14 protein-coding genes are annotated in these 14,197 nt (G+C 35.6%); 10 read left to right on the top strand and 4 right to left on the bottom strand.

The window, feature by feature from the left end; all coding sequences use genetic code 11:
- Positions 1-59: 59 nt before the first annotated feature.
- The gene (locus CSW08_RS03185) at positions 60-824 is read right to left on the bottom strand and encodes a DUF3108 domain-containing protein (protein WP_106658459.1); all 765 of its coding nucleotides are present in this window, start codon (positions 822-824) and stop codon (positions 60-62) included.
- A 184-nt stretch (positions 825-1,008) separates the two neighbouring features.
- Here CSW08_RS03185 and CSW08_RS03180 point away from each other — a divergent pair, with 184 nt between their 5' ends.
- The 10 genes from CSW08_RS03180 (at position 1,009) to CSW08_RS03135 (ending at position 11,642) form a co-directional block, all read left to right on the top strand.
- Complete coding sequence (locus CSW08_RS03180) at positions 1,009-1,860, top strand: universal stress protein (protein ID WP_106658458.1); 852 nt, start codon at positions 1,009-1,011, stop codon at positions 1,858-1,860.
- An 11-nt stretch (positions 1,861-1,871) separates the two neighbouring features.
- Positions 1,872-2,333 (top strand): c-type cytochrome, encoded by a 462-nt coding sequence (locus CSW08_RS03175; RefSeq protein ID WP_106658457.1) that lies wholly within the window; start codon positions 1,872-1,874, stop codon positions 2,331-2,333.
- Positions 2,334-2,347: 14 nt separating this feature from the next.
- Entirely contained in the window at positions 2,348-2,644 is a 297-nt protein-coding gene (trxA, locus tag CSW08_RS03170; protein ID WP_106658456.1) for a thioredoxin, read from the top strand.
- A gap of 59 nt (positions 2,645-2,703) precedes the next feature.
- Positions 2,704-4,035: a cytochrome ubiquinol oxidase subunit I gene (locus tag CSW08_RS03165; RefSeq protein ID WP_106658455.1), complete on the top strand. Its 1,332-nt coding sequence runs from the start codon at positions 2,704-2,706 to the stop codon at positions 4,033-4,035.
- Positions 4,036-4,037: 2 nt separating this feature from the next.
- Positions 4,038-5,114: a cytochrome d ubiquinol oxidase subunit II gene (gene cydB / locus CSW08_RS03160; RefSeq protein ID WP_106658454.1), complete on the top strand. Its 1,077-nt coding sequence runs from the start codon at positions 4,038-4,040 to the stop codon at positions 5,112-5,114.
- Between the two features lie 297 nt (positions 5,115-5,411).
- Positions 5,412-6,722 (top strand): TolC family protein, encoded by a 1,311-nt coding sequence (locus CSW08_RS03155; protein WP_106658453.1) that lies wholly within the window; start codon positions 5,412-5,414, stop codon positions 6,720-6,722.
- 6 nt (positions 6,723-6,728) lie between these two features.
- The gene (locus CSW08_RS03150; RefSeq protein ID WP_106658452.1) at positions 6,729-7,805 is read left to right on the top strand and encodes an efflux RND transporter periplasmic adaptor subunit; all 1,077 of its coding nucleotides are present in this window, start codon (positions 6,729-6,731) and stop codon (positions 7,803-7,805) included.
- Positions 7,806-7,879: 74 nt separating this feature from the next.
- Positions 7,880-11,131 carry an efflux RND transporter permease subunit gene (locus CSW08_RS03145; RefSeq protein WP_106658451.1) on the top strand — a complete coding sequence of 1,084 codons (3,252 nt, stop codon included), beginning with the start codon at positions 7,880-7,882 and terminating at the stop codon, positions 11,129-11,131.
- 4 nt (positions 11,132-11,135) lie between these two features.
- A complete protein-coding gene (locus tag CSW08_RS03140; RefSeq protein ID WP_106658695.1) occupies positions 11,136-11,441 on the top strand; it encodes a hypothetical protein in 306 nt (101 codons plus the stop codon).
- Positions 11,442-11,453: 12 nt separating this feature from the next.
- Positions 11,454-11,642 (top strand): YgaP family membrane protein, encoded by a 189-nt coding sequence (locus CSW08_RS03135; RefSeq protein ID WP_162495538.1) that lies wholly within the window; start codon positions 11,454-11,456, stop codon positions 11,640-11,642.
- 207 nt (positions 11,643-11,849) lie between these two features.
- Here CSW08_RS03135 and CSW08_RS03130 read toward each other — a convergent pair whose 3' ends face one another.
- Genes CSW08_RS03130 through CSW08_RS03120 form a run of 3 tightly spaced genes read right to left on the bottom strand, consistent with a single transcriptional unit; the run spans position 11,850 to position 13,988 of the window.
- Positions 11,850-12,263 (bottom strand): DsrE family protein, encoded by a 414-nt coding sequence (locus CSW08_RS03130; RefSeq protein WP_106658694.1) that lies wholly within the window; start codon positions 12,261-12,263, stop codon positions 11,850-11,852.
- 19 nt (positions 12,264-12,282) lie between these two features.
- Positions 12,283-12,957 (bottom strand): Tat (twin-arginine translocation) pathway signal sequence containing protein, encoded by a 675-nt coding sequence (locus tag CSW08_RS03125; RefSeq protein WP_106658449.1) that lies wholly within the window; start codon positions 12,955-12,957, stop codon positions 12,283-12,285.
- 2 nt (positions 12,958-12,959) lie between these two features.
- The gene (locus tag CSW08_RS03120; protein ID WP_106658448.1) at positions 12,960-13,988 is read right to left on the bottom strand and encodes a c-type cytochrome; all 1,029 of its coding nucleotides are present in this window, start codon (positions 13,986-13,988) and stop codon (positions 12,960-12,962) included.
- Positions 13,989-14,197 lie beyond the last annotated feature (209 nt).

Genomic DNA, 14,197 nt, shown 5'->3' with positions numbered 1-14,197 from the left:
CTTTTAAACATTTTTGTTGGTTTCAAATTTTTTAATCGACATTTTAGATCGCAATGAATTTAGTTTTTTAAACCTGCAACGGATTTTATTTTTAGTTCCCCATTGCCTACAGGGATTTTGAATTTTCCATAAACAGGGATTTTATTTGCGTCTGCCGTAAGCCATAAAAAATTACTATTGGTACCTTTAAGCACTTCTGGTTGGTTTGAACCTATTGCTAATTTATAGCATTCCTTTTTTCCTATAGCTGTGGTAATGGTTTCCTTTCCTAGATAGGTAAATTGACCTTTCATTTCTTCTCTATCAAAAAGTATGGTAAAGGTTTTTTTTGTTCCTACTGCCATATTTTTAAAGTCAATGAGTCTTAAACTGTATATGGTAGATACAATATCTTTAGTGCCAGCATGTATGGTAAGGTCCTTATTTTCGTCTGGTTTATTTCTTTTGTTTTGTACAGATTTAACCTTGTTGGTTTTTGGGTCAAAGGTATATTTCATTCCTTTGTAGTAGCTTCCCTCATTAACATCCCTTTTGTATAAATAAGGTGTTAAATTACTGGGGTTAACATAGCTTTCGTATAAATCCCTAATTTTAAAAAAATTATCCCATTTGCTGTATGTAGAAGCGGTACATTTTAATCTTAATAAGGTTGCTTTAGAGGTTTTGGCTTCACTGGTTTCCATAGTAACTTCAGCGATATTATTAAGGACTCCAGACATGTTGTAAGAAGCGGTAAACACCAGTTTTTCAGCGTTGCCAATCGCATTGTTTTGGGCGTTAACGAAAAAGGTTACTAAAAATGCAAGAAAGAATATGATGCGCATTATGTAAATATTAGGTTTGGGTTACAGCTTAAATTGAATCATTTATTGTGCCGAAAGTACAAACCTTTACGTTATTATGCTAATTTATTTTAATGGTTAAAATGACGTGAGTCTAACTGATATATGTCATAGTTTTATTTGATATGGTAATATACATTTACCTATTAATCCTATATTTTTTGAGATGAAAACAATACTGCTTCCTACCGATTTTTCTAAAAATTCAATCAATGCCATTCAGTATGCTATAGATATGTTTCAAAATACAAACTGTGATTTTTACTTACTTAATGTGCAAAAGGCATCATCTTTTATTTCAGAAGATATCATGGTTATGTCATCTTCAACAACTATATATCAAACGTTAATTTCGGCCGCAAAAAAGTCGATTGATAATATTATTTTAAAAATTAAAGCGAAGCATCTTAACGACAAACATCATTTTTATTCTATTGTAGATTATGACAATTTAATTGATTCGATAAATCATGTATCCAAGATTCATGATGTCGATTTGATAGTTATGGGAACTAAAGGGGCATCCGGATTGGAAAAAGTCATTTTTGGTAGTAACACGGTTCATGTGATGCAACGGTGCCAGGTGCCAATCTTGGCTATTCCCGATAACTGTAAATTTAACGGATTACATAAAGTACTGTTTACCACCAATCATTTAGAATTATATGGCGTTGAAGAATTAAAATGGTTAAAGGATTTTAATTCACTTTATAAATCGAAATTAGAAATTCTTCATATCAAGGATGAAAATCATTTAACACATGAAGTTTTTAGTAATGAAGTTATTTTTAAAACACATTTCACCGAAGCAAACCATAAATACATTACTATAAACAGTAAAGATATTTTTGAAATTATTAATAAGCACATTATTGAAAACCAAATAGCTATGTTTGCTATGTTGTACACAAAACATTCGTTTTTAGAACGCTTATTTACTAGGCATCCAGTAGAAACCTTTGGTTTTAAAATAGGGGTTCCTTTTTTGGTCATCAATAAAAAAGAACTTATTCCTTAAATTTAGATACTATGAAAAACAGTTTAATGGTTCTTGTACTTGTTTTATTGATTATTAATTGTGACAATTCAAACAAAAGAGCAACTTATGCCAAAAATTCAGATGTTTTAGAAGCCCAAACACATCCTGGCAAAAAACTGATGGAAACGCATTGTTATGCCTGCCATAACGCTACGACAAGTGAAGCCGACCGAATTGCGCCGCCAATGATAGCGATTAAAATGCGGTATATTAACAGCGTAACAAGTAAAAAAGAGTTTGTTGCCGATATGCAAAAATGGATAAAAGAGCCTATTGAAAGTAATGCTAAAATGTATGGTGCCGTAAAACGTTTCGGCATGATGCAAAAATTACCTTATCCTGAAAATGTTATCGAACAAATAGCCGATTATATTTTTGATAATGATATTGAACAACCAGAACGGTTTCAAGAGCATTTTAATCAAAATAAAGGATGCATGCGTCCAAATTAAATAAATTATAATCAATGAGTCGTTTTCTAGACATAATAAATCAAAATAAACCCATTTTGGTGGATTTTTTCGCAGAATGGTGCGGACCATGTAAGCTCATGTCGCCCATATTAAAAGAAGTCAAAGATAGCTTGGGTGAAACGGTTTCAATCATAAAAATTGATGTGGATAAAAATCAGGCTCTGGCTTCCAAATATCAGGTAAGGGGAGTTCCAACACTGATTCTTTTTAAAAATGGCAAACAACTTTGGAGACAGTCTGGTGTTGTTGAAAAAAAGGATTTAATTAGCTTGTTACAGAATAATAAGTAATAAAAGTTACCTATAATTAATCTTCTGTGTTGTATTTTTGGGAACCTAAAAATTATTACATGGAAGACATGCTCTTTTATGATAGAATGCAATTTGCATTTACCATTACATTTCATTATTTATTTCCGCAATTAACCATGGGATTATCTTTGATAATCGTCTATTTTAAATGGAAATTCCTAAGAACCAACGTTGACACCTATAACGAAGCAGCCAAGTTCTGGATGAAAATTTTCGCACTCAATTTTGCGATGGGTGTTGTTACTGGAATTCCTATGGAATTTCAATTTGGCACCAATTGGGCTAAATTTTCTGAGCTTACAGGAGGCATTATTGGTCAGACGCTAGCCATGGAAGGCATGTTTTCCTTCTTTTTGGAATCCTCTTTTTTAGGGCTTTTTATTTTTGGTGAAAAATTATTAGGACATAGGCTTCATTTTGTCACGGGCTTTTTAGTGTTTTTGGGCTCTTGGGCAAGCGGCTTTTTAATTATTGCAACTCATTCGTGGATGCAACATCCGGTAGGCTATGAAATCTTGGAAAACGGCAAGTTTGTGTTGAATAATTTTGGAGCATTATTTACTAACGAGTGGTTATGGCCCTCGTATTTGCACAATCAGGCGGCATCATTAGTAACGGCATCTTTTGTGGTTGCAGCTATTGGGGCGTTCTATATTTTAAATAATAAACATCATGAATTTGGAAAACTGTTTGTAAAGACGGGTGTTATTTTCGGATTGGTATCGAGTGTAATAGTTGCGTTTCCGACAGGGGACATGGCAGCAAAAAACGTGGTGAAACATCAACCTGTCACTTTTGCGGCTATGGAAGGTCTTTTTGAAACAGTTGATGGTGGTTCTGAAATCGTACTTATCGGCCAACCTAACATGATAGATAAAACATTGGACAATAAAATTGCCGTTCCTAATATTTTAAGTTTTTTAACCTATCAGAAATGGGACGCCGAAATTAAAGGCTTGAATGAATTTGATGAAGATGTATATCCTTCAAATATTCCTGGGCTGTACTATGCGTATCATATCATGGTTGGTTTGGGGACCATTTTTATTGGTTTAATGCTAGTTGCCATGGTTCAATTGTTCAGAAAAAAACTTTATAAAACCAAATGGATTTTATGGTCGTTATTGTTTATGTTGCCATTTCCATACATCGCCAATACAACAGGTTGGTACACGGCCGAATTAGGAAGACAACCTTGGTTGGTTTATAATTTACTGAGAACCTCGGCAGGAGCATCACCAACAGTATCTGCAGGAAACACATTGTTTACGTTACTAGGATTTATGGGGCTTTATTTATTATTGGGACTTTTATTTTTAATGCTTGCTGGAAAAATTATCAATAAAGGACCAGAACTTATAAAACACTAATTATGGAATTATTTTGGTATATCATTTTAATGTCAATGTTAGCGGTTTATATAATATTGGATGGCTATGATTTTGGAGCAGGCATCATCCATTTGTTTTTTGCCAAAACCGAAAAAGATAAAAAAGCGATAACGAATGCCATTGGGCCTTTTTGGGATGCTAACGAAGTTTGGTTAATAGCTTCTGGAGGTATTTTGTTTTTTGCATTTCCAACATTGTATGCATCGTCTTTCAGTGGATTTTATTTGCCTTTGATTATGATTTTATGGTTGCTTATTTTTAGGGCTATTGGTTTGGAATTGCGGGGTCAAATACATAATAAAATGTGGGAAGCTGTTTGGGATAAAGCCTTTGGTTTGGCAAGTTTGTTATTGGCTTTATTCTTTGGAATTGCTTTAGGAAATGTGGTTAGAGGGGTTAATTTGGGCATGGTTACTAATGGCGTTTCTGCGCACGAAGCTCATTATTTCTTTTTACCACTGTGGAATCCTACGTTTAGTCCCCAAGCCGAGCATTTAGGAATCATTGATTGGTTTACCCTTATGTTGGGCATTATTGGGGTTGTGTCTTTAACGATTCATGGAGCTAATTGGATTATTTTCAAAACCAACTCTAGTTTAAATAGCAAGCTTAAAAACGTCATATTTAAATTAAATATAGTGTTACTAGCACTTATAATTTTATCATTACTGGTTTGGCATATTATAGAACCACAACCATTTCATAATTTTTTACAATACCCTTGGCTGTGGGTTTTTCCAATCATTTTTTTCATAGGACATTTAGGCTTGTTTAAAATTAGAACATTTAAAAAAGATGGTACGGGATTTTTATTTTCTTCGTTGTTTTTATTTGGTGGATTGACATCTACCGTAGCATCAATTTTTCCAAAATTGTTGCCTTCAACAAATTCAGTCAACCCAGATTTAACCATTTATAATATGGCAGCCCATGAGTATGGTTTATCGGTTGGTATCTATTGGTTTGCGGTAGCAATCGTTTTGGTATTGGTTTATTTTACTATTCAGTATAAAGTATTTAAAGGTAAAATGGACGATATAGGCTATGGCGAACATTAAATTAGAAGGAATCTAAATGTTGCTTATGCAACAAAAGTTACACTCTACAATTTACAATAACTTACATTTATTTAAATAAGATTCATATCAAGAATTAAGGATTTTGGTAGTTAATAGTTATCCTAGGCTGTTGACAAAATGAAATACGAATCCGGATTGACTTTTTTTTGATTGTTGGGTTTTAAGGTTTGATGGTGATTAGAAGCACTCTGTAAAGAGTGCTTTTTTCTTGGGTAACAAAAGTTACGGACTAGAGTTTTTACCTAACCTACATTTGCAATGTAAATTAAAAAAAAAATGAAAAAATTATACATTTTAACGGTTGGTTTTTTAAGCTTGGCATCATTGCTAAATGCTCAGGAAATTATCCAAATTTCAAAGCAAGACGTTTTAAGCAGGGTCGCTGAAGAAAACCAATCCATAAAAATATCCCAAGAAGATGTTAATCAGGCAAAAGGGGATTACCGACAAACCAATGCTATTTTTTTACCAAATATTACGGTGTCCCATACAGGTATTTCTACTACCAATCCGTTGATGGCATTTGGTTCTAAATTAAATCAAGGGATTTTGACCCCTGCCGATTTTGATCCTACTTTATTAAACAATCCAAATCAAACACAAAATTTTGCAACCCTTATTGAAGTGAAGCAACCCATCATTAATGTCGATGGTTTTTTGCAACGTAAAGCAGCCAAAAGTAAAATGGAAGCTATGACGTTACAAACCGAGCGAACTACCGATTATTTGGTTTTTGAGGTAGATAAAGCGTATATGCAACTGCAACTGGCTTATAGAATGGTAGATGTCATGGAAAAAGCCCTTGAAGCAGCCGAATCCAATAAACAATTGGCAGATAATAGTTTTAAACAAGGCTATTTGCAACGTGCCGATGTGCTGGCTGTTGATGTTAGGGTTACTGAGGTAAAAAACCAATTGCAAATAGCCAAAAGTAATGTGGGGAATGCATCCAATTATCTGTCTTTTTTAATGAATGATACCAATAACACTATTTTCAAACCGGCAGATAGTTTGACCATTAATGATTCTTATTCCACAGCTTCTTCACAAGTGTCCATAGAGCGGTCGGATATTAAAGCCATGGCATTAGCCTCAAATGCTTATGAAAGTATGCACAAAGCAGATAATATGACTTTTTTGCCAACCTTAAATGCCTTTGGAAGTTACGAACTTTATGATGATACCTTATTTCAAGGCGGTGCTAACGGCTATGTGGTAGGTGCCCAATTAAGTTGGACTATTTTAGATGGTACCAAACGTTTTGGAAAAGCCCAAAAAAGTAGAGCGGAATATGAAAAATCGAAACTCCAATACGAGCAATATGTGTCGCAAAGTCAGTTGGAACTCAACAAAGCCAAACGTATGTTTATGGATGCTGAAAATAAATTACAGCTTTCAAAACTCGCCATGGAGCAATCCCAAGAATCATTGAGAATACGAACAAACCGTTTTGGGGAAGGCTTGGAGAAAACATCCGATTTACTCATGGCAGAAACACAATTCGCACAGAAACAATTGGAATATTACCAAACTATTTTTGAATATAATTTTACACAAGCATACTTACAATTTTTAACTAAAGCCTAACAACATATGAAAACGAAATATACAATAGTCTTATTTGCACTTACCCTTCTAGCTGTAAGTTGCGGAAGCGACGAGAAAAAATTAATGGCAGACACGACTGCTGTTTCGGTAAAAATGAGCTCCATAAATGAAAATAGTCATAGTCCATTTTTAACGGCAAGTGGGACGATTCAAGCTGTTAATAGTGCTAATTTAAGCACACGTATGATGGGATATGTTACTGACATTCCTGTAAACGTGGGCGATAAAGTAAAAAAAGGACAATTGCTTGTTGCTATTAATAATTCCGATTTACAAGCAAAACGCTCACAGGTGAATGCTGGAATCATGGAAGCAACGGCAGCCTTTACAAATGCAGAAAAAGATTATAACAGATTCAAAAACCTATTTGCTGATGCCAGTGCTTCGCAAAAGGAATTGGATGACATCACAGCAAATTATACCATGGCAAAAGCCAGATTGGAAGGTGCCAAACAAATGAAAAACGAGGTGGATGCCCAATTTGCCTATGTTAATATCCGTGCGCCTTTTGATGGGGTTATTACTGGGAAATTCATTAAAAATGGTGATATGGCGAATCCAGGGGTGCCTTTAATTGCATTGGAAATGCCAACAGGTTTTGAAGTTATGGCGAGCGTTCCAGAAAGTGAGATTTCAAAAATAACATTAGGTGTGCCTGTAACAGTGCTCGTTAAATCAATGAATAAGGATGTAAAGGGAAAAGTGACAGAAGTCAGCAGTTCTGCAAAGAATACGGGCGGACAATACATGGTAAAAGTAGCTTTAGATAAAACGGATGTCCCCATTTTATCGGGCATGTTTGTCACAGTTCAATTTCCCATGGAAACACAAGAAAAATCAGATATGGTGTTGATACCTCTGGAAGCCATTGTAAGTAGCGGCCAATTATCTGGTGTATATACGGTAAGTGAAAGTAATACGGCTTTATTGCGTTGGTTGCGTTTAGGAAGAACGTTTGGAAACCAAGTGGAAGTGTTATCTGGGTTATCATCCAATGAAAGTTTTATTATTTCAGCTGATGGTAAATTGTATAATGGGGTAAAAGTAATCCCATCACCATAAAAAACTTATATAAATAAATTAAAATAACCTAACTCAAAAAGCCCCTTTGGGGTTTGGGGATAATAATAATAAACATGCAAGAAGGAATTTCGGGTAAAATTGCCCATTTTTTCATCAACTCGAAACTAACCATTTTGTTGATGATTGGTTTGATGATTATTGGTACATACAGTTCATTTCTCATCCCAAGGGAAGAGGAACCTCAAATAAATGTGCCTATGGCCGACGTGATGGTGGGTTATCCTGGAGCAAACCCAACCGAGGTTGAAAGCAGAGTTATAAAACCTTTGGAAAAAATAATTTCGAATATTAAAGGGGTTGAACATGTGCATAGTATGGCTATGAACGGACAGGCCATGATGGTTGTTCAGTTTTATGTAGGTGAAGATACAGAGCGTTCTTATGTAAAATTGTATGACGAGTTGATGAAGCATGAAAACATGTTTTCAGAGGGCATTTACAAGCCTGTTGTAAAAACACGTTCTATTGATGATGTGCCAATGTTGGGACTTACGCTTTGGAGTGAAAACTATAATGATTATGAACTGCGCCAATTGGCAGAAGAATTAACTTCAGAAATTGAAAAAGTAAAGGATGTATCCATCACCAGAGTCATAGGCGGCAGAAACAGGCAATTGAAAGTGGTTTTAGATAAAGATAAAATGGCTGGAAATGGGGTTGATGCTATGGGTATTATGCAAATGGTTCAAGCGAATAATAGCAGTTCGCAGTCTGGAAGTTTTGTAACTAATGATACTGAATATTTAATCACTACCGGGAAATTTCTAGAAACGGCTGAAGATGTTGAAAATTTAGTGGTTGGCGTTAACCAAAATATGCCAGTGTATTTAAAACAAGTGGCCACTATTAAAGACGGCCCAGAATCACCAACTTCGTATGTGTCATTCGGATTTGGACAAGCTAATGACGGATTTAAAAATAACAAGTCTGAATATCCAGCGGTTACCATTTCGGTATCGAAAGTAAAAGGCGCCGATGCCATGAAGATATCAGATAAGATATTGGCACACATCGATACATTAAAGGAAACCTTAATCCCTTCGGATGTTCATGTGGACGTCACCAGAAATTACGGTGAAACAGCTTCAGATAAAGTCGGTGAGTTATTATTACACTTGGGCGTTGCCATATTAGCGGTCACTATTTTGGTAATGTTGGCCATGGGTTGGCGTGGCGGTTTGGTGGTATTCTTTTCGGTACCATTAACATTTGCATTGACCTTGTTTGCTTATTATATGTTAGGTTATACCTTAAACCGAATCACGCTTTTTGCATTGGTTTTTGTTGTGGGGATTGTGGTAGATGATAGTATTATCATTGCCGAAAATATGCACCGGCATTTTAAAATGAAGCGTTTACCGTTTAAGCAAGCGGCTATTTATGCTATTAATGAAGTAGGTAACCCAACCATTTTGGCCACGTTTACAGTCATAGCGGCTATTTTACCCATGGCGTTTGTGTCCGGTATGATGGGACCATATATGAGTCCGATGCCCATTGGTGCCTCTATTGCGATGATATTATCATTGTTCGTCGCATTAACCGTTACCCCATATTTAGGATATCATTTATTACAGGAAAAAGAGGGGCAAGCCCATAAAGAAGACGCTGGCTTAGAAACCAGTCGTATCTATAAAATATACAAAAAAATAGAACAACCTTTCTTAGATAGTTCTAAAAAGCGTAATATCATGTTTGTCCTTACGGGCGTATTACTTTTAGGTTCTGTACTGATGTTTTTTACCAAATCCGTTGCTGTAAAAATGCTGCCTTTTGATAATAAAAATGAATTTCAAGTAGTGATTGATATGCCAGAAGGCACCACCTTAGAAAGAACGGCCGTTGTTGCCCAAGAAATAGCACAATACTTAAAAACCGTTCCAGAGGTTGTAGATTATCAAAACTATATTGGTGCGTCAGCTCCCATTACTTTTAACGGTTTGGTGCGTCATTACGATTTACGAGGGGGCAGCAATATGGCGGATATACAAGTGAATCTGTTGCATAAAGAAGATAGAGATTTGCAAAGTCACGACATCGCAAAAATTGTACGTCCCCATATTCAAAAAATAGCTAAAAAATTTGGGGCGAATGTTAAAATTGTTGAAGTGCCACCAGGACCACCCGTATTGTCAACATTAGTTGCTGAGGTTTATGGCCCTAATTACGATGAGCAGATTAAAGTCGCTCAACAGGTTAAAACCATTTTAGAAAACACAGCCGATGTGGTTGATACCGATTGGATGGTAGAAGACAACCAAATTGAATACCGTTTGGAAGTAGATAAAGAAAAAGCCATGCTTCATGGCATTGCGCCACAGCAAGTAGTTGGTAATTTAACGTATGTATTACAGGAATATCCTGTTTCCAATTTGTATGATGAAACCTCTAACGATCATGTAAGCATCGTGCTTTCTTTGGACGATAAGGATAAAACCTCGCTTCAGGATATTCAGAATCTGAAAATTAAAGGCAGTCAAGGCCAAATGATTCCTGTAAGTGATTTAGTTGCTGTTAAACAAGAAACCTTAGAAAAAACGATTTATAGAAAAGACCAAAAACGTGTGGTGTATGTGTTGGCCGATATGGCAGGCGTATTGGAAAGCCCCGTGTATGCCATTTTGGGAATGGAGGAGAAACTTCAAAAAATTGAACTTCCTAAAGGGTATAAGATTAATGAACTGTATATGGATGCCCCAACCGAAGAAACCGATTTCACCGTAAAATGGGATGGTGAATGGCAAATCACTTTAGAAGTGTTCCGTGATCTAGGCACAGCATTTTTAATAGTCATCGTTATTATTTATATGCTGATTGTTGGGTGGTTTCAAAACTTTAAAACACCTTTGGTTATGATGGTTGCCATTCCGCTATCATTGGTCGGAATCGTATTGGGTCACTGGATTTTAGGCGCTTTCTTTACAGCAACATCATTTATTGGGATGATTGCCCTGGCAGGTGTTATGGTTCGGAATTCGGTGTTGCTAATCGACTTCATTGAAATCAGATTGAATGATGGCATTCCTATTAAGCAAGCCATTATTGATGCTGGTGCAGTTAGAACAACGCCTATCTTATTGACAACGGGTGCTGTTGTTATTGGTGCTTCCATTATACTATTCGATCCTATTTTCCAAGGATTGGCGATTTCATTGGTGGCGGGAGCCATTGTTTCCACGATTCTGACATTGCTTGTGGTGCCTTTAATTTATTATATCACCGAACGCAAAAAATGGGAAACTAAAAATATTGAAGTGGAGACTCAAGAAGATATCGAAGTAAATGCTCAAGAACCAAAAATATAAGCCCATGAAGCTAGTTATTATTACCGCCATTAAAGAGTTTGAAAAAGACATCAAACTTCAATTAAAAAAAGCCAATGTAAAAACATTCTCATTTAGAGATGTAACAGGCTATAGGGATAGCACGGAAGATGCTGTGGAATCTAACTGGTTTTCTAGTGAGATGAACCAAACGGAATCTATTCTTTTTTATGCGTTTGTTAATGAAGAACATGTTGATTTGCTATTTGAATTCATCGCTGATTTCAACCAGCAGCAGCAAAGCTTGTCGCATATTCATGTAGCCCTTATAAACATAGAAAAATCAAACTAAAAATTATTTATTATGAAAAACAGAATCGTCAGGGCCGTAGCAGGAACCTTTATACTTATTAGCTCATTACTTGCTATTTATGTCAATTTAAATTGGTTATGGTTTACCGCTTTTGTGGGTGCTAATTTATTACAGTCATCCATAACAAAATGGTGTTTAATGGATACTATTTTAGAAAAATTGGGAGTTAAGGATGAATAGCTAAATTCCTAAAGCCTTCCCAAGGTAATTGTATTTTGTTCAAATTATAAAAGCCCAATAAATTATTTGCATTTTAACACAGAATCTAAAAAGTCTATTTTGATGTAAATTGTCACATTGAGCGCAGTCGAAATGCATTGATAATCTGTTTAATAAGGTTTTCGACTGCGCTCAAACTGACATTGAAGTTTGCTATTAATTTAAGTATCATTTACTCTCTTTGATATAGCCCCAACCTTCTTTTTGTTTGACAATTATTTCAAGAATACCATCAGGCACACTTTTAACACCAGCAATGAGGTCTGATGAAGCTGTATTATAGCGTTTCATGGTCCCTTCACAAATAACAAAATCAACATTGTCTTTTTGTACAAGATTGGCTATGTCGTCGGCTACAACCGACTTGTTCTTTAGAACCATATCCATAGCGCCACTGTACATTACGACTTCAAACTCTGAATCAGGGTAGGCTTCAGACATAGCTTTTACATGTCTTACGGTCGATTTATGAACACTTGGATCATCACTTGTAACATCAAAAACTATTTTTACGGGCTTTTCTTGTGCAAATATGGCAGATGTGATTAAGCATGCCAAAATTAAATTTAAATAGGATTTCATAATAGCTGTTTTTAAATTATTATCCTGCAAAAATGTAGCCACAGCCATGTTCTTGCGCTCTACCTAAAGCCCAAACACCAGAGGGTACTGATTGAATGCCTGGAAGCAAGCCACTTACCCAATCTTCATATACTTCTTTAGGGTCTAAACTCATTTGAGTTGCGACAATACCACTATAAACTTGCATTGCTAAATCGCAAACACAAAACATGGCACCACGTTCCATCATACGTTTTATGCCCTCAATTTGTGGCATCGGAAAATCACCCTCTTGAGGTTGGTAATAAGGGTTTCTATTATATGGTTCACCTGAAGAAGTATTTACTTCGAACACTTTTCCAAGAGGATATTTTTGCCATAAACGGTCTTCAAAAGCAATTGGAATAGCATTGTGCCTTAAAACGGTCATGGCAGTCATGTCTTCATCAGGTGTGCCTGTACCATTGTTGGTTAGGTAAAATGCCCAGTTCCATATAATTGGGAATCCATTGTGGGGTTCAGATCCATCATACACAATCCTGTGTTTCCCTTTTATTTTTTCAAACCAATCCTCTGCATCATTAAGTTTTTTTGAATTAGGGATTGGTACATCAGCATACATGGGATTTGTAAGTACCGATAAGGTGCTTGCAGTAGCACCAAGGGCTATTGCTCCCAGAAATTGGCGTCTAGAGTTACTTTTGATTGTTTTCATAATTAATTGTTTTTTGTTAAATTATAGGTTTTCTTATAGTATTCCATAATCGGCTGAAATGGCCCTTTTTGATGCTGTTCAACCGAGAAGGTGTCGGCATAAGGAGGGTAGGGAGTAGATACGGGTTTCTTTTTTTTATCAGGGAAGTCTTTTTCTGTATTTGCTTTTTGTGGCCGCAATTGTTGGTTTATATAGCCTGCAACATCATAAGCTTCTTCATCGGTCAATACAGGGAATTGATAAGTGGTGCCTAAGGGCATATTAGCTTTTATAAATTGGGCGGCTGTTATAACTCTTGTCATACCTGCACCATTGTTGTACGAATCATTTCCCCATAGAGGCGGGTAGTCATAAGTGTAACTGTTAGGTTTTATCATGCCTAATCCACTACTTGTATGGCAAACAATACAATTCTTCTCGAACACTTGCTTGCCATTATCTAAGTTAACAGCTCTATTTGGTATTTCAATTTTAACAAATCCTTGTCCTTCTATTTTTCCGTCCTCGGGAGCATATCGACTTAACCATTCGAGATATTTTACTAAGGCATGCATTTCTTTACTGTTTGCAGGAAGTGCACGTCCGTTCATACTACGTTCCATACAACCATTAATACGCTCTTCAATGGTGCCTATTTTATTTTCTCTGCCACGAAATTGTGGAAACCGCTGAATGATACCAATTAATGGGACGGAGTAAGGTTTGGTACCAGAATTGAGATGGCAGTTTTTGCAAGCCAATCTATTGTCTTGATAGACCATCTCTGGATTGTCAATATCTGGCCCCATGTATTTTGGTGTTTCGTTGAACAACTGATAGCCATACTTTATTTGTTGATGAGTTTCTGAGTCACTTAAGGTAGAAACGTCGTAATTCATATAATAAATACCAGGAAAATCATCTGAATTTTTTACTGGTAAAATCCCAAAAACAAATAACATAAATAGTGTTGATACTATTAAAAGTGAGACAAAACATATCAAGGTTAATCTTTTTATTTTTGTCAATCCATTCAACTTGTTCTTACTCATTTCTAAAAAAATTAAAAATCAGAAAAGGTTAAGAAATCAGTAATAGGGCAAAGAGTAGGTTTTCAAATTGTTTAATGACTTATTTTAAATCACTAAACAAAAAACAAAAAAGGGGAAGATGTATATAAAATTAAGAAAAAAAATGAGACCAAAAGCTTAATTTAGTTTTCTTTTGTTCTGATTTATAAACATTTATGTTTTCAAATGTT

This window comes from Confluentibacter flavum, from assembly GCF_002843175.1.
GTDB classification, from domain to species: domain Bacteria; phylum Bacteroidota; class Bacteroidia; order Flavobacteriales; family Flavobacteriaceae; genus Confluentibacter; species Confluentibacter flavum.
Note: the sequence above shows the minus strand (reverse complement) of the source record. Positions and strands in the feature narration are given on the sequence as shown.